This window comes from Chryseobacterium sp. c4a (assembly GCF_009900745.1).
GTDB lineage: Bacteria > Bacteroidota > Bacteroidia > Flavobacteriales > Weeksellaceae > Chryseobacterium.
On the sequence record NZ_WXVU01000001.1, the window covers coordinates 13350 to 36149 of the forward strand.

17 protein-coding genes are annotated in these 22800 nt (G+C 35.9%); 5 read left to right on the top strand and 12 right to left on the bottom strand.

From position 1 onward, the window contains the following. The first annotated feature begins 63 nt into the window (after positions 1–63). Positions 64–396, top strand: a complete 333-nt coding sequence (locus GTR01_RS00070; RefSeq protein ID WP_160135867.1) for a hypothetical protein — start codon at positions 64–66, stop codon at positions 394–396. Positions 397–435: 39 nt separating this feature from the next. On the opposite strand, the gene GTR01_RS00075 is transcribed toward GTR01_RS00070, so the two are convergent. Next, positions 436–1560: a DUF3667 domain-containing protein gene (locus GTR01_RS00075; RefSeq protein ID WP_160135868.1), complete on the bottom strand. Its 1125-nt coding sequence runs from the start codon at positions 1558–1560 to the stop codon at positions 436–438. A 495-nt stretch (positions 1561–2055) separates the two neighbouring features. Here GTR01_RS00075 and rplM point away from each other — a divergent pair, with 495 nt between their 5' ends. The 3 genes from rplM (at position 2056) to rpsB (ending at position 3873) form a co-directional block, all read left to right on the top strand. Then, positions 2056–2511, top strand: a complete 456-nt coding sequence (rplM, locus tag GTR01_RS00080; protein WP_027375420.1) for a 50S ribosomal protein L13 — start codon at positions 2056–2058, stop codon at positions 2509–2511. A 6-nt stretch (positions 2512–2517) separates the two neighbouring features. Then, complete coding sequence (rpsI, locus tag GTR01_RS00085) at positions 2518–2904, top strand: 30S ribosomal protein S9 (RefSeq protein ID WP_047373582.1); 387 nt, start codon at positions 2518–2520, stop codon at positions 2902–2904. Between the two features lie 207 nt (positions 2905–3111). Next, positions 3112–3873 carry a 30S ribosomal protein S2 gene (gene rpsB / locus GTR01_RS00090; protein ID WP_045501217.1) on the top strand — a complete coding sequence of 254 codons (762 nt, stop codon included), beginning with the start codon at positions 3112–3114 and terminating at the stop codon, positions 3871–3873. Positions 3874–4112: 239 nt separating this feature from the next. On the opposite strand, the gene GTR01_RS00095 is transcribed toward rpsB, so the two are convergent. The 9 genes from GTR01_RS00095 to tsf form a co-directional block, all read right to left on the bottom strand. Next, the gene (locus tag GTR01_RS00095) at positions 4113–4550 is read right to left on the bottom strand and encodes a DUF6759 domain-containing protein (protein ID WP_160135869.1); all 438 of its coding nucleotides are present in this window, start codon (positions 4548–4550) and stop codon (positions 4113–4115) included. Positions 4551–4552: 2 nt separating this feature from the next. Continuing rightward, positions 4553–5230: a DUF6759 domain-containing protein gene (locus GTR01_RS00100; protein ID WP_228452122.1), complete on the bottom strand. Its 678-nt coding sequence runs from the start codon at positions 5228–5230 to the stop codon at positions 4553–4555. 22 nt (positions 5231–5252) lie between these two features. Continuing rightward, complete coding sequence (gene trmB, locus GTR01_RS00105) at positions 5253–5930, bottom strand: tRNA (guanosine(46)-N7)-methyltransferase TrmB (RefSeq protein WP_160135870.1); 678 nt, start codon at positions 5928–5930, stop codon at positions 5253–5255. 100 nt (positions 5931–6030) lie between these two features. Next, entirely contained in the window at positions 6031–6804 is a 774-nt protein-coding gene (locus GTR01_RS00110; RefSeq protein WP_160135871.1) for a DUF6759 domain-containing protein, read from the bottom strand. 494 nt (positions 6805–7298) lie between these two features. Next, positions 7299–8111: a hypothetical protein gene (locus GTR01_RS00115; protein WP_160135872.1), complete on the bottom strand. Its 813-nt coding sequence runs from the start codon at positions 8109–8111 to the stop codon at positions 7299–7301. A 191-nt stretch (positions 8112–8302) separates the two neighbouring features. After that, on the bottom strand, positions 8303–11698 hold the full coding sequence (locus GTR01_RS00120; protein ID WP_185155077.1) for a T9SS type B sorting domain-containing protein: 3396 nt from the start codon (positions 11696–11698) through the stop codon (positions 8303–8305). A 112-nt stretch (positions 11699–11810) separates the two neighbouring features. After that, entirely contained in the window at positions 11811–14633 is a 2823-nt protein-coding gene (locus GTR01_RS00125; RefSeq protein ID WP_160135873.1) for a gliding motility-associated C-terminal domain-containing protein, read from the bottom strand. A 78-nt stretch (positions 14634–14711) separates the two neighbouring features. Next, a complete protein-coding gene (locus GTR01_RS00130; RefSeq protein ID WP_160135874.1) occupies positions 14712–17972 on the bottom strand; it encodes a gliding motility-associated C-terminal domain-containing protein in 3261 nt (1086 codons plus the stop codon). Positions 17973–18251: 279 nt separating this feature from the next. After that, positions 18252–19076 carry a translation elongation factor Ts gene (gene tsf, locus GTR01_RS00135; protein ID WP_068944942.1) on the bottom strand — a complete coding sequence of 275 codons (825 nt, stop codon included), beginning with the start codon at positions 19074–19076 and terminating at the stop codon, positions 18252–18254. A gap of 143 nt (positions 19077–19219) precedes the next feature. Here tsf and GTR01_RS00140 point away from each other — a divergent pair, with 143 nt between their 5' ends. Then, positions 19220–20002, top strand: coding sequence for a DUF6759 domain-containing protein (locus GTR01_RS00140; protein WP_160135875.1), 783 nt, complete (start codon positions 19220–19222; stop codon positions 20000–20002). A 58-nt stretch (positions 20003–20060) separates the two neighbouring features. Here GTR01_RS00140 and GTR01_RS00145 read toward each other — a convergent pair whose 3' ends face one another. Both GTR01_RS00145 and gltX read right to left on the bottom strand, forming a co-directional pair. After that, the gene (locus tag GTR01_RS00145) at positions 20061–21017 is read right to left on the bottom strand and encodes an acetyl-CoA carboxylase carboxyltransferase subunit alpha (protein WP_089737962.1); all 957 of its coding nucleotides are present in this window, start codon (positions 21015–21017) and stop codon (positions 20061–20063) included. 49 nt (positions 21018–21066) lie between these two features. Further along, on the bottom strand, positions 21067–22794 hold the full coding sequence (gene gltX / locus GTR01_RS00150) for a glutamate--tRNA ligase (protein ID WP_160135876.1): 1728 nt from the start codon (positions 22792–22794) through the stop codon (positions 21067–21069). Positions 22795–22800 lie beyond the last annotated feature (6 nt).

A 22800-nucleotide genomic window follows, 5' to 3' on the forward strand; every position in this document is an offset into this window, starting at 1 on the left:
CAAATTGATATATGCTGAATTACTCAAATTAAAATCTCTACTTTTGCACCATATTTTACAGACATGCAAAAAGCTTTAATATATTTCGTACTGGGAACTGTAGTCAGCTTCCTTATCAATTACTTCTTTTTAAGCTCAGATAATATTGGCCTGGAACTTTATTATGCTGTTGCTTTCGGGGCAGCCTGGGGTGTTGCTTATTATTTTGATACACCGGATTTTACATTACCTAAAAAACTGGGATTGTCTTTTGTTGTGATGGCGGTTCTGGTGCTGATAGGAACTTTATTATTTAAACTTGAGCTGGCCATTCCATCCATTCTGAAGTTTTCAATGGTATTTGTAGCCTATTATGTAATAGCAAGTTTCAGGGCAACAAAGTCACTAAGAAAATAAAATAAATAAGGCTGTCAAATTTGACAGCCTCTTTTTTATTTAGTGAAGCATTAGAAAACTTACTATGGCCAATCCGGTAACTAAGAATGTAAATGCAATTAGATTTAAGAAGAATATAATACCACCAATGATGATGCTTACCATGCCATGAGATTTGTAGACCCTACGATGGGCAATGAAGAAGTAAATCAGTCCGTATATCGAAATTGCAAATATAATAAGTGATAGTAAGGAAGGGAAAAATCTATATTCCGCTAAGAAGTTTACAGCTTTTATGAGCAGGGCGAATATCAAAATACTCACCAGTAAAAATGAAAAATAATGCAGAGTGAAAATACCGTGGTCAAAATACCACCATTTTCTTTTGCTATGAAATATCCATAAAAAGAATGCAAAAATTGGAAGATAGATGAATAAGGCTTTAGGAAGATTGTGGAAAGAAGTTTCTATCAGATTTTTCAGAATATCTCCTTTTTTAACACCTTCTTCTTTTAGACTAAAGAATTTACGGGCAAAAGGATCATTAATAAAACTGAAAATATTTTTTTTATTGGCTGTCCCTTTGTCATATTCTTCCTGAGTTTTGTATCCCAAAAAACCTGATTCATCTGCTATTTTATTTTCAGTATCCATTGTGCTTATAAGGCCTTCTTGGAAACTGCCTTTCTTCAAAGAATCTTGTATGTAATTCTGAGCTTGATTAAGCTGCGTTATTTTCGCAGAATCTTTTACATTCAACTTTTCTGCTTCAATCCCTTCAACAATGTTTTGTACGACCTGATTTTTAATTGGAGTAGTTTGAGCAACATTGTGTTCCTTCTTTTTTGTATGGCCATTATTGACTTTAAAAGGAGGAAACAGTGCAAAAAGGAAAAATGTAATAAAACTGACAAAAATATAAAGCTTTACAGGAGGTACAAATTTTTGTCTCTTACCTTCAAGATATGTGTTGGTAAGTTTTCCCGGTTTAAATAACAGATTTTTTACGGTTCCCCAAAACTGACCATCATAATGAGTGAAATCTTCAATGAAATGGGTGAAAAGGAAATAGAAAGGCTGTCTGCGTTCAGTATTTTCCTGTCCGCAATGAGGGCAGAATCTTTCTTCTACTTGATGCCCACAATTCAGGCAGGTTTTGTCTTCTCGGATCTTTCCGTGGCTCATGGTACTTGTTTGTGCGACAAAGATAATTATTTCGGGAAATAAATAATAAAATCAACAAGCTTTTGGAGGAATCCTTAAAGAAAAATTAAAATTGGTAAATAATACTTCTTGAAAGGAGGTGTATTAACGATGTATATAATAAGGTGAAAGAGCCTTTATATGATTCAATAGTCTATAATAAGGAGATTGGTTAAAAAAGTGGAAATAAATTTTCAGATAAATTTTAGAAGAAAGGTAATAAAGAAAGAGTTGAGGGAAGAAACTCTTGCTTTATCATAATTTGTGTTTTTAGAACCTTCTAAACGTTTTTTTCATCGCCACAACATTTTACAAGATTTGTGCCAAAAGTATAAAAAGTGTTAAAAACTATTGCTATAGGGCTGAATTGCAGATATTATACAGATTAAATGAAATATGTTTTTGGGTTACGAAAATAATTTGTACCTTTGCACACCCTTTTAGGGGTAAATTATGTTTAATCTTTAACTAAAACGTGTGAATACATTAAGTTACAAAACTGTTTCAGCGAACAAAGCTACTGCTAATAAAGAATGGGTTGTGGTAGACGCTGAAGGACAGCCGTTAGGAAGACTAGCTTCTACGGTTGCAAAGATTTTGAGAGGTAAGCACAAAACGAACTTTACACCTCACGTAGATTGTGGTGATAACGTAATCGTTTTGAATGCTGGGAAAATTACACTTTCCGGAAACAAGTGGGCTGATAAGACTTATATCTGGCATACAGGATATCCTGGTGGACAGAAGTCTATGACTGCGGCTGAACTTCAAAAGAAAGATTCTTTAAAGGTATTAGAGAAGTCTGTAAAAGGTATGTTACCTAAAAACAGATTAGGAGCTGCTATCCTTAAGAACCTTTATTTATATGAAGGAACTGAGCACAAACATGAAGCTCAACAGCCTAAAACAATTAATGTTAACGAATTTAAATAATTAATTATGTCTATAGTTCACAAAATCGGAAGAAGAAAAACTTCTGTAGCAAGAGTTTATGTAAGACCAGGTTCTGGAAACATTACAGTAAACGGTAAAGATGCTAAAGAATATTTCTCTACAGACGTGATGGTTTACAAATTAAACCAACCGTTCATCCTTTCTGAGACTGTTGGTCAGTATGACGTTACCGTAAACGTATTCGGTGGTGGTAATACAGGTCAGGCAGAAGCTATCAGATTAGGTATTTCAAGAGCTTTATGCGAAATCAACGCTGAGTTCAGATTAGCATTAAAGCCAGCTGGTTTACTTACAAGAGACGCAAGAATGGTGGAAAGAAAGAAGCCAGGTCAGAAAAAAGCAAGAAAGAGATTCCAATTCTCAAAACGTTAAGATTTGCTGTTGGCGAATGGCTTATGGCTATTGGCTACAGAAATGTACTACATTTTATTTAAACTTAATCTCGGCGAAAAGCCTATTGCCAAAAGCAAGAAGCAGACCGCCAATTGCCCGTTACGTTTAGCATCCAAACGCTTCTCCCATCTAAAGAAGTTGTTGATTGTTTAAAAGACGGAAAGTAAACTAACAAAAACAGAAAACATGGCAAAAGCAAATGTAAAAGACCTTTTAGAGGCTGGCGTACACTTCGGTCACATGACTAGAAAGTGGAACCCAAATATGGCTCCATACATTTTTATGGAGAAGAACGGTATTCACATTGTAGACTTACATAAAACAGCAGTTAAATTAGATGAGGCGTGCAGCGCTTTAGAAAAATTAACTTCTGCAGGTAAAAAAGTTCTTTTCGTAGCTACTAAGAAGCAAGCGAAAGAAGTTGTTGCAAAACACGCTTCTGAACTTAATATGCCTTATATTACAGAAAGATGGCCAGGAGGTATGTTAACGAACTTCGTTACTATCAGAAAGGCTGTAAAGAAGATGAACTCTATCGACAAAATGAAAAAAGACGGTACGTTCGAAACTTTATCTAAAAAAGAAAGACTACAAGTTGACAGACAAAGAGCTAACTTAGAGAAAAACTTAGGTTCTATCTCTGACATGGTGAGACTTCCATCTGCAATCTTTGTGGTTGATATCTTAAGAGAGCACATCGCGGTAACTGAAGCTAAGAAACTTGGTATTCCAGTTTTCGGTATTGTTGATACAAACTCTGACCCTAGAAAAGTTGACTTCGTTATTCCTGGGAATGATGATGCTTCTAAATCTATTGATATGATCTTGAGCATTGTTTCTGATTCTATCAAAGAAGGTCAGTCTCAAAGAAAAGCTGATAAAGAAAAATCTAAAGAAGAAGGAGAAAAGGTATCTGCTGATACAGATGCTGATTTCGATGCAGAATAATTAAAGATTTTCTTTAATATAGGAAAAACGCTGGATTTCGATCCAGCGTTTTTTTGTTGTATAGCTTAGATGACTGAAGATCCTTGTTACCATTTCAAATAAGCCGAATAACGGTCTTAAATCATAGATACTAATAAAGGAGAAGCAATGCTGTGAGAGGGCAGAAATCAATTGTTTCTATAATACTCATGATGATCTATAAAAATGAACCCCACAGGTATTCTGTGGGGTCTTATTTTTTAATTTCTAAGTGTTATATTATAAGAGGTTGTTATGTACTTATTAGATTGATACCTTGAATTACAAAGAATACCGGATAAACTATAGTTTTGGTTCTTAGTGACCATTGTATACCCAATTTTTCCGGCACCTATAGGAATCTTTTTAAAGAATCCGTTTCCACTTATCGTAAGAACCATATTACAAGGAGATTTATTTTCTACAGAAATGGACGTTTTGGGATTGCCTGGATCATCATTATTGAGAAGGTCACTTAACACTTCAGCTGTTTCAGGTTTATAGGTTTTCATCAGCTCATTGTATTCCCTTTCTGTATTAGCTGCACTACCACCACCAGTGTTGGTAGGATAGGGATTTCTAATTGGATAACCACCGTAATTGACACTACAACTGGTAAGGATCATTGAAATCCCGGTAAGAACTAATAGTTTTTTCATACCTATTTATTTTTTACTTTTCTTTTTTTTACTGGTTTTTCAGGGGAAGACTCTATTTTTGAGACTTGCTGACCTGGATTATCTATGGTTACAAAGATACTTCTTTTTATATCTTTTTGGGAAAAGTACTTCATATCACAGACATTACTGTTCAGGGTATAAGCACCTTTATTTACGATAATGAAGTTCTCTCCGTGAGCAGGAACAGCGAGGTTATAATAGTCTTTTCCTTCTATCCGGAGAACAATATTACAGTCTGAATTATTCTTAAATAAAAGAATAGATTCCTTTTTGGTAATATCTTCATTAAGCATAGTATTCAGAAGTTGCTCTGTTTTCTCCTTATGTTCGGCAGATGTTTCGGCAATTAAACGTTTAAATTCTTCCGCTTCATTGGAATTGGGATCTTTCATCACGTTTTTAGGAATATCTGCGATGACGGGTCTTGCTTCCATAGGTTTAGCAGTACGTGCTCCTTTCGTCCACTCAGAGTTTTTTAAAGCTATAAGCTTAGGCTTCAGCACACTTCGTTTAGGATCGTCAGGGTGTGCGTTCTTTAGATATTCTTCAATTTCCTTGATATTTGTGCTTTTTAGAATGTCTTTACTTGCTTTTTGAGCGTAAGCAAAGCCTGGGGTAAGGAAAGTGAAAAATAAAATCGTTAAAAATTTTTTTTTCATCAATAGTGTTTCGTTTAATTCATCAGTTGATCCGGAATTTTATATAAGTTATTGTTTTTCCTTTCGCTGAGAATAGTCCTTCATAATACGTTTGAATATCTCTCAAATGTTCTGTATTCGGGTCGTATTCCGGTGCACCGTAGATATCGTGGTGAGCGCTAATGATTTCATGTCCTGCTCCTTGTAAATATCCAAGAGTATAACCATGAAGGAATTCAGAATCGGTCTTTAAATGAACAATTCCTCCTGGCTTTAGGAATTTTTTATAACGGGCTAAAAAGTCCGGGTGTGTTAATCTATGTTTTGTTCTTTTATATTTTATCTGAGGATCCGGGAAGGTAATCCAGATTTCATCTACTTCATTTTCTGCAAAGAAATAATCTACAAGTTCGATTTGTGTTCTTAAAAAAGCAACATTATTCATACCGCTTTCCACAGCTTCTTTAGCTCCAAACCAGAATCTGGCTCCTTTAATATCAACACCGATAAAGTTTTTTTCAGTAAATGTCTTCGCCAATCCTACGGAGTATTCTCCTTTTCCACAGCCTAGCTCCAGAACAATTGGATTGTCATTTTTAAAGAAGTTCTCTCTCCATTTTCCTTTAAGTTCAAAGCCATTTAAAGCATCTTCTCTTGTAGGTTGAATTACATTTGGTAATATTTTATTTTCTGCAAATCTTGCTAATTTATTCTTGCCCATTGAGTCATTTATAAAATGAGTGCAAAAATACTAAAATTTACACAGAATTAAGGTCTTTTAAAGTTAAAAGACCTATGGTGAAATTATTATATTGTTTTGATTATTTTGGGGTTGCACTTCCTAGAGCAACCATAATTGGTCTTTGAATGGTTTTTTGTGAAGCATATTGTGCTCCGCAGACTAGACTTGTGAAAAGATACTGTCCCTTTTCCACCACAATGGAGTTATCACTGTGAGCAGGAACAGCAAGTCTGTATTTTGTTGTTCCTGTACTTTCCATTCTTACAATTATATTACAATCAGATTGGTTTTGGATAAGAACAATACATTCCCGGGTATTGGGATCATTATCAAATAAAGAATTAAGAATTTTAACTGTTTTGTTTTGATGCTCAATAGGAGAGATGTTCATGAGCATGTTGAATTCTTCGGCTTCTGCATTAGGGATGGCGGCATTGCTTGCTGTATTGACGACAAATGTGTTCTGAGCATTACTTGGAGTATAAGTTTCAGTAGGCTTTTTGGCTGCAAGTTCAGCTTTATATTTAGCTATTTGTTTCTGTTTTATAATAGCATTCATCTCATCAAATGTAATCTTTGTAGAAGGTCGTCTTCTTAATAAAGCCAGCATTTCCTGCATATCTTTTACTTTTTGATCTTCAGGGTGGGCATTTTTGATATATTCTTTCATCATTTCCATTACCCGGGGTTTCAATACGGATCTTCGTGGATCATCAGGATGGGCATCTCTTAGGAAAGCATTGATTTCATAGATATTATTGCTTTTCAATATTTCACTGTAATCTTTGCCCTTTTTTTGAGCAGATAGGCTGAAAAACAAGACCGAAGCAAGAAGTAAAAGTATTTTTTTCATTAATATAGTATTAAGTTAAAAATTCGGTACTTTTTCTTAATTTGGGTTTGGGTCGATTAGCTTTTAATAGGATAACGTAATAGTATTGTTTTTATTCTAAACACATTATTGTGATATAAATTTAAATATATTTTTGAATATAAATGAAATGTATTTAGAAAAAAACAAATGATCGATAAAAGTAGATTTGCTTGTTTTTAATGAACTTTATCACTTACTTTTCCTCATCCGAGGACTTTCAAAATTTCCCGACCGGAACTTATTGGTATAAAATAGAATGATTCCGGTACTAAACAAACGGCTATAAAGTACACCGGATGAATTTTGGTGAAAAACAGAGAATAGCTAGTGAAGACCAGTTTTTTATAGGAATGTCCTCATTACTGATGTGTTTTTTTGTAAACATTTAAAAAATCCATTGCTTATCATAAGTTGTTCATCGAAATAATAAAAAAGCCGTCTCATTATTATGGGACGGCTTCTTTATATAAATTTTACTTGCTGTTTTCAGTCTGTTGAGGACTTATGACCTCCTGAAGATGGGAGTTTTTAAGTCTTTTCTGATAGATAGGGATATACTTTTCAATAGGAATTTTTACCGCTTCAAAGTTTCCTGCCAATACATAAGGCTGGATATTTTCTGAAGTATATACAAATTGTAAAAAGTTATCAATCAGGTTTTCAGGAATTTTAAATTTCGCAAAATAATCTTTTCCTAAATAATTTTTAATTTGGGTGATAGAGCCATTCATCCTTTCATAAGCCTGATAACGCTGCTTTTTCTTTCTTTCTCCGGAAAGCATATCATAGATACTTTCAATGCTGAAGGTAAGTCCGCCATCTCTTAACCCGGCCACCGGAAGTTCTGGTGGGGTTCCGTCTCCCTTAGGCTCAGGAAGTCCAATTACTTTTTTAATGGCCAGTGCTTTATCCTCTTTTCTGAGTGCGTTTACATCATATCTAAGGTTGCCGGTAGGTTTGAACCTGCTCAGTACAATTTCCTGAATTTCATAATAGGCTATTTTCAGTTCTACCAGGTTTTTCTGGCCTAATAACTGTGGAGTCATTTTAATATCTTTCCTTTCCGTTACAATTGAGGTAAAACGGATAACATCTCCTGGATTAGCGGGAACATTAAAATTACCATTATAGTCAGCAAGTACGGTTTTTTGAGTGTTTAGATTGGTAACATATACCTGATTAAGATAAAGGATGGAGTTATCCTTTAGAAATACTTCTCCAGAATATATTTGAGCATTGATTTTTGCCAGAAAGATCAATAGCAACAGAGTAATCAGTTTCTTCATATAATTGGCAAAATTACATAGAAATACAGCAATTTCTATGGAATTAGATAAAGAATAGTGGTTAAAGTTATATTAAACTTTAGTATTAAATTGTTAATGAATGTTATAAACCTATTTCTGATCCGAATCTGAACTTGGATGTATAATAAAATGTTGAAAGAATATTACTTTCTTTCAACATTTTACCTGTATTATCTGTGCCTTACCAATAGCCAGCTTGAGTATTTTATTGATACAGTAGAACCATATTCTGTCCAGCTGATAAAATACCAATAAGTAGCGGTGGGAACATACCTGCCTCCAACACGGCCATCCCAGATATATCGGTTTTCACGAGAACCGCGAAAAATCTCAGCTCCATAGCGGTCGAAGATTCTGAATACCAGATTATCATTAGACATTAAGGCGGAATAATCGATGGCTTCGTTGACTCCGTCGCCATTGGGGGTAATGGTATTGATGAGATTGATAATGGCAAAATCCTTTTTAGCTTCACCACACATTTTAGAGTCCTTTACTCTTACGGTGTGAGCTCCTCTTGGTACGTTATAGAAAATATTAGATGATTGCCAGATTACTCCATCCAGAGAATATTCATAAGGTGGTATCCCGCCACTTGCTCCTACTTTTACTGTTGTTCCGTCAATTTCAATAGAAGTGATGATAGGGATCTGATATTCTGTAACATTTACATGTTGTTTGTAAACGCAGCCCTTAGAAGTCAGCTCTACCCAATAACTTCCTGCCGGGACATTCGTAATTGAAGGGGCTGTTGCTCCTGTACTCCATAAGTATTTATCAAAGCCAGGGCCTGCATCCAGTGTTGTGGTCATTTTAGGGCAGATCATTTGATCTACCAGTAACGCTGATGTTTTAGGAATTTTAATCGTAAGTTTAATAGATGCAACTTCCGGACATACTCCACTTTTTTCAAAACGGATATAAAAAGTCTGTGCTGCAGTAATATTTACATTGGCTACTATTGGGCTCACATTATTCTGTGCATCGGCTAAGCTTGCATGAAAAGTAAACGTAACCGTTGGATCTAAAGTAAACTGGGGAATAAACTGAGTGAGGCTAATTGCTTTGATTCCATCCAGGTCGTCATCACATACATCTTCTTCTGATGCCTGACGACTCAATGGTATTTTGGCTCCAATACTGAATTTTAAAGGTTTAACAACAGAAGCACATCCATCCGGAGAGTCTACTCTGATGTAAATTGTAGTGGCTGTGGTATAATTCCAGTTATTAGGGAGTGTGTTGGTGTTTCCTGTATTGGCATCAGCTAAATTGGCATAATATCTTACAGTAAAATATGTAGGATTATTAAGTACAATAGTGGTGATGTTAGAGAGGATGATATTTACGATTCCATCAAAATTATCGTCACAGAATGTACCATTATAATTATCCAGAACGATTGCTTTATTGTAAAGTGATAGTGTGATTTCAGCAATACTTTTACAACCGACTGCATTTTTAACTACAACATAAATAATTGTACCATTCGCTGCTGAGTAATTGTTAGGGGTAGTAATCTGAGTTGCCGGGTTTTCTGTTTGTGCATCTGCCAGAGTCGGATAATAGGTTTTGGTAACAGGAGCATTGTTTGTTACGCTGGCAGTGGTAAGATCAAATGTTCCTTTTCCATTTACATCACAAGAATATAATATTGAATTGGTGACAGTGATCGCTTGAATTTTTATGGTTACTGTTACGGTTTCACAATCAGGAAAGTCTGGATCATTTCCACAGAAAGTATAGGTAAATGTGTCATTTCCAGGTGTACCTGGATTATTGACAGTATAAGTAATAGCTCCTGTAGCTGGATTTACAACAGCTGTACCCAACGTTGGTGGGGTAGTAACTGTTACAGTAGATGGTACTGGTATTTGTGTTGAAGTACTGAAGGTAGGAGTGATGGTTTGTGAAGAACATACATTATAGGATGTTGCTGTTAGCTTCACACAGTTGGTAACTTTATATTGTTCTGTCACCAAAGGGGTGCAGCTTCCCATGGTTACTTGGCAGGTATAATATCCGGATTGGGAAGGGGTGATGGAAGAGCTGTTGGCTCCCGGAATAAGAATGCCGTTTCTGTACCATTGATAGGAATCATAAATGATAGGATCCACAGTGAGTACTAGCCCTGGAATACAGTTTCCTCCTGATTTTAAAATAACAGGTTGTGTAGGAAATCCGGCAAAAAATCCTCCATATCCTACAGCATTACTTCCTGCTGTAATTCCTGCCGTAATGGCCTTGCTTGAAACGATTGTTATTGTTCCGGTAACGTTAGGGATTCCATAGGTAACCCAATTGCTGGTACCTGTCATACTGTAAGGCCCTGTAGAGACCGGTGGAGTACCTCCGTTCACTGTAACTACAGCTCCTTTTTCTGTGATAAGATTTAGCTTTGTGGGAATATTGAGAATTCCTAATGGGTTGGCATTAGAATAAACAAAATTTTCATCAATAAGTCCTAGCTCATTGATCTGCTTAGGAAGGTAACAGTTTAAGGCCGGAATAAAATTGAAACCTCCGGTGGCCACTTCGGTGGATGTACTTCCATCACCTGCAAGCATTTGATATACATAGGCATTTTTAGAGGTTTTGATGTACAGATTGTAATGACCACTACCCTGAAGGGCATATTTCGTATCAGGAATCACAAAATATTTTCCTGTATTAAGGGTTGCAATCGGGGTTAATTCGTCATTCACATAGATCTGTGTATTGTCTTGGGTTGCAATGATCAGTGCTTTTTCCATATTGGCACCAATACTTCCGTTACCTTTTACGAGAGCAAATTCACTTCCAAGTTTGTCAACGGGCACAGCCTGATCCATTAAGATATCAGAACTGGTAGGATAATCTCCTGCGTATTGGCCATTGAAATTTCCGTTAGTAACATTAACTGGTTTATTTGAAGTAATTTTGGCTCCGATAAACCCGTCGAAGTTTCCTGAATTATTTCCAATCCCGTCTATAATATAAGACTGTCCTTTGTTTAAAGTAATATTTATAATAGGATTGGTGGCTCCTGTTGTTCCGTTGGAGAATTGTACAAGCGGACTATAGTTGGTAATACTGATATTGGTATTATCTTCAGTAGCGAGAATACTGGTCATAAAGTTTAGGATACCATTATTTACACTAATAGGAGCATAAGCTGTAAAGAAGTTTTTCCCTGTAGATGGAATCCCTTTTGAAGTGATGATTTCGGCATGGTTAAATACGGAAAACCTTAAATTCGCATAAAACGGAAATTCTGCTTTTAGATAGAGCCCTTTGGTAGTGGGGGTAAATAAATCTGCCTGTTGGGTGGTGATAATAAAGTTTCTTACTACATCAAACTTCTGAGGATTATTTTTACTGATATTCACCGTTCCTATCAAGACGTTGTTGTTATAAATACTTACTGGAAATGGCGTCGTTCTGCTGGTAGATAAATAGAGGCTCTGATTGGGAGAAGGAGCTCCTGAGCGATCTATCATTGGGGCAAACCAGTGCTCTCTGTCCAATTGAGCAAACGTAGAGGTGAATATATAAAATATAAATAAAAAAGATAAAACTTTCTTCATTCAGGAGTTGTATTTACTACAAATTTAATAATAAAAAGTATTAAAGTGTTGAAAATGAAATAAAAAAACCACGATTTAAAAATCGTGGTTTAAAAATTTTATATCCGGATGGTTATTCTCTGTTTTTTACCATAATCCAACCTGTATATTTTATTTCAGTTTTGTCTTTATTAGGCTCATTCCATGTAACATGATACCAGTATGTGCCTGTAACAAGTTTCTTATCGAAATGTCTTCCATCCCACTTATAATTATTGAATCTGTCTCCTGTAAATATCAGATTTCCATATCTGTCATATACTACAAATTTTAGATTATCCTTATAAGCAAGGTCGCTGTAATCGATATAATCATTGACGTTATCTCCATTAGGTGTAATAGCATTCAATAAATTAGGAACTGTAACTTCCGCTGAAGTAGGGGTACAGTTATAAGCATCTTTTACATAGAATTTATGTTGGCCTCTGCTTAATCCTGTGAAGGAGTTTGAGTCTTGCCAGTTTGTAGTTCCGTCTACAGCAAACTTGTAAGGAGCTTTACCTCCATCTACAACTACTGTAGCTGTGGTATTGTTAATTTCAATACGCTGAATAACAGGATCAGCTGCTTTTTTCACTCTTACTGTCTGAGTGATGAAACATCCGTTTTTCTCAAGAATTACAGTATATTCTCCTACGCCTACTCCTCGGATTCCAGAAGTGGTAGCTCCTGTGCTCCATTGGTAAGAATCATATCCAGATCCTGCTTCAAGATCAGTTTTAGCATCAATACAGATATATTTATCTACAAGAATTGGTGACTTTTTTACTGGAAGAGTAATCAGGTCTATTTTCGCATTAGCAGTACATCCTTGCTCTGTAGTAATTTTTACATATACAGATCCTCCCGTTGCAGGAAAGTTTTCAGGAGTTGTTATTTCATTGATTCCGGCATTAAGATCTTTTAAGGTACGGTAGTATTTTTTTACTGAAAGATTATAATCTGTAACGTTGGCTTTCGTTAGATCAAAATAAGCATACGGCGCTACATCATACCAACAAGCTTTAATAGAAGTATCTTTTACAATGAAAGGTACAACCTTTAGGTTTAGCGTTACTTCTTCACAATCCATAAAGTCTGAGGAATCACCACAGAATGTATACACAATTTTATCTGTTCCTTCGAAATTTGGCTTCGGTGTATAAGTTATTGTTCCATTTGCATTAATTACAGCTGTTCCATTGGTAGGAGCAGTAAGGATTTTTAATGTACTTGGCACAGGTGTCTGAGTTGAAGCACTGAACGCAGGAGTAATAATCTTAGTAGCACAAGATGCCTCTTCTTTAGTTGACTGTATTAAACAGTTAACAACTTTATAAATAGGGGTAGTCAGTGATTGACATGCACCCATTGTTACCCTTACTGTGTAATAGCCTGGTTTTGTAGGGGCATAAGTAAAAGTATTGGCTCCAGAAATGGCAACATCATCCAGGAACCATTGATAGGTATCATAAGTATCTTCTACCTGCAGAACGATTCCAGGAACACAGTTCCCTGATTTTTTAGCAATAACAGGTACTGATGAGAATCCTGCAAAATATCCACCATATCCGGCAGAACTATATCCACCGTTAATTCCTGCAGTTACCGCTTTTGTAGAGGTAATGGTAAGGTTAGGAGGGAAATTCTCCAATGAATAGGTTACCCATAGAGAGTTTCCTGTCAAAGGGTGTGGTCCTTCAGCTGGTGTAGGTGCTGTTCCATTTACAAGTACATTTGCTCCTACTTCAGTTAATATATTAAGTTTTAGATTAATACCACTGGTAATTCCCGGCATTTCATTAATCTTACCAATTTCCTCAATTCTTCTTGGTAAGAAACAATTCAATGGCGGAATATAATTAAATCCATTAGTGGCTGCACTAGCACCAATTCCAATGAATTGATAAAGGTATACATTTTTGGATGTGGAAATAAACATATTGGAGTGATCTCCAGGTCCCGGTTGAAGTACATAACTTGTTTCATCTATTCTATACCATCCACCTTCATTTATAGTGGCAACAGGAGTACCCGATCCATTAATGTATATTTCAGTGTTGTCCTCTGTAGCAACAATAAGACCACCTTCCATCTTAAGATCTGCTTTTGTAGATTTGGTTTTTACCATAGCAAATGTATTCCCTAATCGATCTACCGGTACAGATTGATCAAGAATAGGGTCAGAACCACTTGGTATGGCAGAGAAATTACCATTACAGCTACCATTGGTAAGTGTTACAGGCTTGTTACTAACAACTTTAGCCCCAATGAATCCCTGAGCATTAGCATCTGCATCATCTAACTCTCCCGCAAAAATAAAGGATTGTCCTTTATTGAGAACATAAGAATAGCTGGTTAAGCTGACAGGAGGGCCGTTGACGAATTTTAAGTTAGGATTTGTCCAGCTTACAGTAACGGTAGTATTGTCTTCAGTAGCTAGAATTCCTGCAGTAAAATTATCTAAACCAAAACTTGTTTTTGAATTTCTTGTATTCGGGCTAGAGGCAACATAAAATTTTGTACCAATACCAGCCTTTCCTTTACTGGTGATAATTTCACCATGTGAAAACTCTGCAAGTCTTAAGCTGCAATAGAAAGGTCTTTCAGCTTTTAAATAAAGCCCCTTTGTACCTACAACAAAAGCATCGGTAGCTCCGTCTGCAGAGATAAGGCTTGGGTCTATATCAAATGTTTTAGGGTCTCCTTTGGAGATTGTAACAGTACCAAGCAAGGTATTGGCACTGAATATTTGTACGGGAAAAGGAGTCGTGGAATCAGTGGACAAATACACCTTATTTTGGTAACTACCTTCAGTTACATAATAAGGTGCAATCCAGTGTTCAGTATCCCTTTGCGCGAAGAGGGTATTAATTGTAAAAAAAATTAATACAAAACTGAGTAGAAATCTTTTCATGTGTATGGAATTAGGATTTCTACAAAATTAAAATAAAAAATCAAATACTTTTAATAAAATGTAAATAAAAGTTAAAAATTATTCCCGATTTTTAATTAAAAGCCATCCTGAGTGTGAAACTTGTAATTGGGTGTCTGGTTCAATCCATTTGATGACATACCAATAAGTTCCGGTAGGAAGGTTTCTTCCATTGGATTTTCCGTCCCAGATATAATTCTTATCAGAAGATTTATATACTGAGTTTCCATATCGATCAGAAACCTCTATTGATACATTTTGCTTTATTCTTAATTCTGAGTAGTTCAGGATATCATTAATTCCATCTCCATTAGGAGTGATCGTGTTGATAAGATTGATAACAAGAAATTCTTTGGTTACATATCTACATCCGTCAGAAGCCAATACATATACGGTATGAGTACCTCTAGATAAACCTGTAAATACATTGGAGGACTGATAATCAATACCATTTAATGAATATCTGTAAGGAGGAGTTCCACCTGTTACATACACCGTAGCTGTAGTACCGGAAACTTCTATTTTTGAAATGGTAGGAGCTTGTGCTGTAGTCACTTTTACATATTGACGGTATACGCATCCGTTAAATCCAAGATCTACATAATAGCTTCCAACGGAGGCTGTAATACTTTGTGTGGTTGCTCCGTTACTCCATAGATAAGATGTAAATCCTGCTCCTGCATCCAAAAGAACTTTATCGTTTGAACAGATTACTTTATCCTGAAGTTGGGTAGATTTTTTAGGAGTTTTTAAAGTAAGAGTTAAAACTCCTGTATTGGTACATGCTGTTGGGCTTTGAAATCTCACATAATAGATGCCTCCTGAAGAAGTCAGAATCTGTGATGCTGAAATAGGGCTGTTTCCAGCCTGAGCATCAGTGGCAGAAGTGTGGAATGATAAGATAACATTAGGATCAACAGTAAATAAACCTTTGTAATCATTTAGGTTTACATTCTCTGAGCCATTCATGTCATTATCACAGACATCAGCAGTAGCATTATTTGTAATTAAAGGAACTTTATTTCCTACTGTAAAGTTGATCTGGCCAAGAACAGCAGGGCAATTTCCTACATTTCCCGTAGCTCTTACATAGACTGTTGTATTAGTTGAATACGTCCAGTTTGATGGAAGTGTATTAGTAGTTCCGTTGATAGCATCATTCTGATTAAGGTAATATGATACTGTAAAAAGAGCTGAATTAGCAACAATCTGTGGAGTAACATTATTAAAGTCTACAGATATACTTCCGTCCGATGCATTACTGCAACTATTAGCATTAAAATTAGCAGTGTTGATAACAGGAGTAGGGAATGTGTTGAGAGTAATAGTACCTACTTTAGAACAACCATAAGACGTTACGTTCGCGTATACAACTCCTGTTGGGGCTGTATAATTTGCCGGATTGGCAATAGGCCCTGTTAGATTGGCATTGGTAAAGTAAGTTATTGTTGTTCCTGCGCCTGAAATTGGAGTTACATTAGCCAGTTTCAGATTATAAGTACCATCTCCATTGGTTGCCGGACAAGAATACATAACATCATTTGTTACTGTAAGAACATGAGTATTCACTACTACTGTAAAATATTCAAATGCAGCCGGATTCCCGGATCCCTGAATATAATAAGTGAAAGTATCTGTAGTGTCTGCAGTCAGACCAGCATTAGGAGTATAGGTGATTTGTCCTGTAGTAGGGTGAATAGCAACTGTCCCTTTGGTTGGCTGTACAATAATACTTGTATGAGCCGGATCTATAGTTTGTGTAGCACTTGTAAATGCAGGGGTAATGATTTGATTATTACATGAACCAATATCATAGGTTGTTGTTGTAATAGGTGGACATACTGTATAATCATAGTCTGCAGTAAGTCTGGTCTCACAATTATTTTTGGTGATTTTACAGGTATAGATTCCTGAACCCGTTGGATCAGGATTAAGTGTAAAAGTAGTAGCACCAGGGATTTCAACCCCATTATGGTACCACTTATAATCATCATAACCCGATTCTACCTGTAAAAGAACTCCATGATAACAGTCTCCGGTTTTTGTGATTATAGGAACTGAGGAAAATCCGGCAAAATATCCACCATATCCTACAGCACCGTTTCCTGCTGCGATACCTGCCGTAACAGGTTTGTTTGAGTTAACGGTAATATTTCCTGATACTCCCAATATCGAATAGGTTTCCCAATCTGGATTTCCATCCACTGAATAAGGCCCGTTTCCTGTTGCAATTGGATTTCCATTTACTGTTACAGTGGCTCCTTTTTGTGTAATGATATTCAGCCTGGTGGTAAAGGCATTGCTTCCGATTCTATTGATAAATCCGATTTCTTCTATTTTGGTGGGCATGAAGCAGCTGATAGGGGGAATAAAGTTCATTCCTCCCGAAGCGAACTCATTGCCGCTCGTAGCTCCTGATAATAATTGATATACATACACATTTTTGGTGGCTGAAATATTCATATTATAATGACCATTTCCCTGATTCTTATATTTATTACTTGGAACAATATAGTATTTTCCAGTATTAAGGATGACAGGAGCTCCAGTTCCATTAAAGGTAATCTGTGTATTGTCTTCTGTAGCAACAATTACGGCACTTTCCATCTGTGAAGTAAGTCCACCATTACCTTTTACCATTACAAAGTTCTTTCCAAGTCTGTCTACGGGTACAGACTGATCCATCAATACATCATTATTGGTTACATTCACATAAGCTCCATTGAAATTTCCATTGGTTACGGTAATAGGATGGGTGGCTGTAATCTTAGCTCCAATTAATCCTGTTTTATTGATCGCTTTTTGAGAGCTTACAACATCCAGAATGTAAGATTGTCCTTTATTCAGAGTGAATTTTTTTGTTGGTGAAGTTGTTCCATTCGAAAAAAGAAGAGTAGGGTTGTATCCTGAAATTTCTATATCCGTATTGTTTTCAGTGGCTGTAACTCCAATCGTAGAATTCATATAAGTGGCAGAACCTTCAATAGGAGCCATTGCGGCATAGAAAGTGGTACCTAAACCTGCTGCTCCTTTAGAGGTAAGGATCTCTGCCTGGTTTTTAAGTGAAAATCTATAATTAGCGAAGAATTTTTTGCTTCCTTTCACTTGAAGTCCCATTGAATTTGGGGTGAACAACTGTGACTGAGTGGTTGCAATTAGAAAATTATTAGGGATTGACACTTCCATAGGGGAGTTTTTGCTCACCTGTACTGTCGTATAGAGTGTATTGTTGTTGAAAATCTGTATAGGAAACGGGGTAGCTTCATCGGTAGATAGGTAGAGAAACCCTTGAAGTTGGCTTACATCTGCTTTGGCTGCCATAGGTGCAAACCAATGTTCTGAGTCCAATTGGGCATTAACTATTAAACAAAAAAAAGTGCAAAAAGCGAGTAGATATTTTTTCATGAGTTACTATAAGGGCCGCAAATTTAAGTATTAATAATCACAATTTTATATAAAAAAAATTTGGAATTCTGGAATATTGCATAATTATTGAATATTTAAAATTTAAGTCATTTTGTGTTCATATTGATAGAAATTTGGGCATAAAAAAATCCCGATGAAAAAAATCATCGGGATTTCATATTTTTAAAAGCTGGATTATAAGCTTACTCTGATAAATCCTGTTACTTTTAGATCTGCGTTTACAGATTTTACATAATCAGCAACTGAGATACTAGAGTCTTTGATGAAGTCTTGGTGTACCAAAGTGTTGTCTTTGTAGAATCTCTGCATTTTACCTTTCAAGATATTATCGATGATGTTTGCAGGCTTACCTTCTTCAGTAAGTTTGTGTCTTTCGATCTCTAATTCTTTGTCGATAGTTTCTTGAGAAACTTTAGTTTCGTCAAGAGCGATTGGGTTCATTGCAGCAGCTTGCATAGAAACAGATTTAGCAACTTCGTCAGCTCCATCTACTTTTGCAGAAAGAGAAGTGATCGCAGCGATTTTGTTTCCAGCGTGGATGTAAGCTCCTAGGAATGGCCCTTCGATTCTTTCGAATGTACCGATTTCGATTTTTTCACCGATAACACCTGTCTGCTCGATTAATTTCTCAGCAACAGTCATTCCGTGGAAATCTGTAGCTAATAATTCTTCTTTAGTAGCAGCAAAGATTGCCATTTCAGCTAATTCGTAAGCTAGCTCGATGAAAGCTTCGTTTTTACCAACGAAGTCAGTCTCACAGTTTAAAGAGATAATAGCACCTAAAGTGTTATCTTCGTTTACTCTTGCGATTACAGCACCTTCAGTAGATTCTCTGTCAGCTCTGTTAGCAGCAACTTTTTGTCCTTTTTTTCTAAGGATATCTACCGCTTTTTCGAAGTCTCCTTCAGCTTCAACTAGAGCTTTTTTGCAGTCCATCATACCTGCACCTGTTTGGTTTCTTAATTTAGCTACGTCTGCAGCAACTGGTGTATAAGACATAATATCTATTATTTTTTATTTAAGATTAGTATTAATTTTTAGCTTAATTTTAGAGCAGTGCAAAGATAATGATTTTAATGATAAACTAAAAAATGACTTTTCACGTTATTAATATATTTAATACTATTTTAAAGATTTGATTAATGAAAAAAATCTTCCTTCTCCTGTTTTTATGCATTTTTTCCCTTGGTTTTTCTCAAAAAAAGAAAAAAACAAAATCTAAGGCTGTTGTAGAAAAAGAAACGGTGATTATTTATACAGAGCAGGAAGCCGAAACTTCTAAGGAAGCAAGAGTGATTGCCGGTTTTATTAAGCAAAATCCCGGTCATACAAGAACAGATTATTTCAAGAAAAGACTGATGGATATTATCATGGCTGATAATTCACCGGAAGCAAAACCTACAATCAGACCCATCAGTAAGGAGAAAATTGAAAATATTGTTAAAAATAATGAATTGAACAGTGGAAAAGTAATTGCAGCTAAAAAACCATCTGCTACAAATAATGCTAAACCTGCCAATAATTCGAATAATACAGATAAAGTAAATAATGCTATCAATGCGCTGAAAGAAGAAAGACTGGCGACTTATGCTTCAGTAAGTTCTGCAAAAAGTGCTGGTTCATCGGCTAAATCTGAACCTAGTGAAGCCAATAAGAAAACAGCAGCTATGCTTACGCATCTTTTTAATAATGATATCAACAAAAATGAAGCTTATATCAATATTAAAAACAGGTCAAGTTGTAATCTGATCGTGAAAATAAATGGCAAAAAATATTATAATCTAAGTGTTCCTGCCAAAGGGGAAAACTTTATTCTGATAGATAAAGGAGAGTATGTGCTGACCACAATGGTGTGTGATGCAAAGTATTCTTCACTGAAGAAAATTACTCAGGATATTGAGATTGCTCTCAATGTAGCTGATTAAATAAGAAGAAAACTAAAGTAAAAAAGGTTAAGAAATATTTCTTAACCTTTTTATTTTTTTATCCTTTAAACTGACCCATCGCAATGAATTTATCTTGTCTTTGGGTTTCAAGCTCTTGTCCTGTAAATTTAGAAAAGGCTTTGATATTTTGTAAAATAGAATTTTTCAAGTTCAAGTAAGTGGTCTCCTGATCATAGTGAGCACCTCCAAGGGGTTCTTCAATAATTCCATCAATGAACTTTTCTCTTAAAGCATCTTTTGGAGTAAGATTTAATGCATTGGCTGCATCTTCTTTGTGATCCCAGTTTCTCCATAAGATAGAAGAGCAGCTTTCTGGTGCAATTACCGTATACCATGTGTTTTCCAACATATATACTTTATTACCTACACCTATTCCTAATGCTCCACCACTGGCTCCTTCTCCGATGATGTAAGTGAAGATAGGTGTTTTTAGCTGAACCATTTCAAAAATATTTCTTGCAATGGCTTCACCTTGTCCTCTTTCTTCAGCTTCCAATCCTGGGTAGGCTCCCGGTGTATCTACTAAAGTTACCACAGGGATATTGAATTTTTCAGCAAGCTTCATTAATCTTAAAGCTTTTCTGTATCCTTCAGGATTTGGCATCCCAAATCTTCTGTGCTGTCTTTCCTTAGTTGTTCTTCCTTTTTGAGTCCCTATGATCATTACTCTCTGACCATCCAGGGTAATCAATCCTCCAATCATTGCCGGGTCATCAGCGAAATTTCTGTCTCCATGAAGTTCTAAGAAACTGCCTTTGTCTGCCATTCCGTGAATGTAGTCCAATGTATAAGGACGATCCGGGTGACGGGACAGTTGTACTCTTTGCCAAGGTGTAAGATTGCTATAGATTTCTTTTTTCTTTTCTAAAATCTTATCCTCAATCTGGCTGCATGCTAATTTTACATCAACACCACTTTCTTCTCCTACTAAAGAACACGTCTGGTATTGATCCATCAATTCTTTGATAGGAAGTTCGAAACTTAAATATTCCATTTCTTGAAGTAAATTAAATCTTTCAAATGTATGAAAAATTATGGTAATTCTATTTAAAATTATTTATAGCATTGCTTATTCTGGAGGTACTTTCCTCTTTTCCAATGATTTCCAGGATATCCGGAACGTCTGGGCCTTTCAGCTCTCCAACTAAAGCTAAACGAAGTGGCATCATTACTTTACCCATTCCCAGTCCTTTATTTTCCGCGAAATCATGCATAGTCTGCTTTAAGATTTCCGCAGTAAAGTCTGTAGATTCAAATGTAGTAGCTAATTCTCCTAAAATAGCAGAAGTTTCGTCATTCCATGCTTTTTTAGATGCTTTTTCGTCGTAAGAAGTAGGAGCTTCAAAGAAGAATTTCCCGTTTTCATAAATATCTTTAGGGAAAGTAGCTCTTTCCTTCATCAGAGGAATTACTTTTAATAGTTTTTCATCAGAAGCATTGGATAGATCAAGTCCTGAATTTTTAAGCATTTCAAGAAGTTCCTCGTCCGATCTCATCTGAATATACTGGTGGTTGAACCATTCTGATTTCTCCTTACTGAATCTGGCTCCTGCCTTATGTACTTTATGAAGATCAAATTCCTTAGCCATTTCTTCTAAAGAAAGAACTTCTTTATCATCTGCCGGAGACCAACCTAATAATGCTACCATATTGATGAATGCATCAGGAAGGTATCCGTTTTCTCTGTATCCTTTAGAAACAGCACCTGTTGCAGGATCTTTGAAGTCAAGTGGGAATACAGGGAATCCAAATTTATCACCATCTCTTTTGCTTAATTTTCCTGAAAGTCCTTTCTTTAAAAATTGCTTTACAGCAGCAGTTAATGGATTGTCTTTATCATTTTCACCCAGCATAGATTTGAATCTAGGGCTTTTTACTTCCGCAAAGAATGATTTGATGATTGGTGCAGACTCATCGAAAGAAAACTGACCATTCTTCACCACAAATTCATCCGTGAAAGATTTTGTGATCCCATCGATATTATCTTTATTGATTAATGCCGAAACATCAGGCTTTAGAATCAAAGAAAGGTGAGCAAATTGCGGAGCTTCCCAACCCATTGCTTCATATAATAAAGTATGGAGTCCTAAAGATGGTAACCATTCTTCACCACGGATTACATGAGATATTTCCATTTCGTGGTCATCAATGATGTTGGCAAAGTGGTACGTTGGCATTCCGTCATTTTTTACCAAAACTTTATCATCTAATGTATTGGTGTTAACAGCAGATTTCCCACGGATGATGTCTTCAAGATTTAAGACTCTGTCTACAGGCATTTTGAATCTTACCACATAAGGTGTTTTCTCATCCAATAATTTCTGAACTTCTTCCTCAGAAAGAGCAAGACTGTTTTTTAAACGGTTCCTCGTTTTATTATCATAAGAGAAAACCTCTCCATTGGCTTCGAATTCTGCACGTACAGCATCTAATTCTTCCGGAGTATCGAAAGCCATATAAGCATAATCTGTTTTCAAGATCTGCTCAGTATATCTGTCATAAATATCTCTTCTTTCAGATTGTCTGTAAGGGGCAAATTTTCCTCCTTTCTTAGGACTTTCATCAGGGATGATTCCACACCATTCTAAAGCTTCTTCAATGTATTCTTCAGCTCCTTCTACATATCTGGCGGTATCTGTATCTTCAATTCTTAATACAAATTCTCCCCCTTGATTTTTAGCAAAAAGGTAATCATATAATGCAGTTCTTACGCCTCCCAAATGTAAAGGTCCGGTAGGACTTGGAGCAAAACGTACTCTTACTTTCTCCATTTCAAT

Excerpts from the sequence above, each read along its gene's own strand:
- GTR01_RS00110 (WP_160135871.1), bottom strand. The coding sequence starts at position 6,804 with ATGAAAAAAATACTTTTACTTCTTGCTTCGGTCTTGTTTTTCAGCCTA.
- GTR01_RS00130 (WP_160135874.1), bottom strand. The coding sequence starts at position 17,972 with ATGGCAGCCAAAGCAGATGTAAGCCAACTTCAAGGGTTTCTCTACCTA.
- GTR01_RS00115 (WP_160135872.1), bottom strand. The coding sequence starts at position 8,111 with ATGAAGAAACTGATTACTCTGTTGCTATTGATCTTTCTGGCAAAAATC.
- GTR01_RS00100 (WP_228452122.1), bottom strand. The coding sequence starts at position 5,230 with ATGAAAAAAAAATTTTTAACGATTTTATTTTTCACTTTCCTTACCCCA.
- GTR01_RS00120 (WP_185155077.1), bottom strand. The coding sequence starts at position 11,698 with ATGAAGAAAGTTTTATCTTTTTTATTTATATTTTATATATTCACCTCT.
- GTR01_RS00140 (WP_160135875.1), top strand. The coding sequence starts at position 19,220 with ATGAAAAAAATCTTCCTTCTCCTGTTTTTATGCATTTTTTCCCTTGGT.
- GTR01_RS00070 (WP_160135867.1), top strand. The coding sequence starts at position 64 with ATGCAAAAAGCTTTAATATATTTCGTACTGGGAACTGTAGTCAGCTTC.
- GTR01_RS00145 (WP_089737962.1), bottom strand. The coding sequence starts at position 21,017 with ATGGAATATTTAAGTTTCGAACTTCCTATCAAAGAATTGATGGATCAA.
- GTR01_RS00095 (WP_160135869.1), bottom strand. The coding sequence starts at position 4,550 with ATGAAAAAACTATTAGTTCTTACCGGGATTTCAATGATCCTTACCAGT.
- GTR01_RS00125 (WP_160135873.1), bottom strand. The coding sequence starts at position 14,633 with ATGAAAAGATTTCTACTCAGTTTTGTATTAATTTTTTTTACAATTAAT.
- GTR01_RS00075 (WP_160135868.1), bottom strand. The coding sequence starts at position 1,560 with ATGAGCCACGGAAAGATCCGAGAAGACAAAACCTGCCTGAATTGTGGG.
- rpsB (WP_045501217.1), top strand. The coding sequence starts at position 3,112 with ATGGCAAAAGCAAATGTAAAAGACCTTTTAGAGGCTGGCGTACACTTC.
- gltX (WP_160135876.1), bottom strand. The coding sequence starts at position 22,794 with ATGGAGAAAGTAAGAGTACGTTTTGCTCCAAGTCCTACCGGACCTTTA.
- rpsI (WP_047373582.1), top strand. The coding sequence starts at position 2,518 with ATGTCTATAGTTCACAAAATCGGAAGAAGAAAAACTTCTGTAGCAAGA.
- trmB (WP_160135870.1), bottom strand. The coding sequence starts at position 5,930 with ATGGGCAAGAATAAATTAGCAAGATTTGCAGAAAATAAAATATTACCA.
- tsf (WP_068944942.1), bottom strand. The coding sequence starts at position 19,076 with ATGTCTTATACACCAGTTGCTGCAGACGTAGCTAAATTAAGAAACCAA.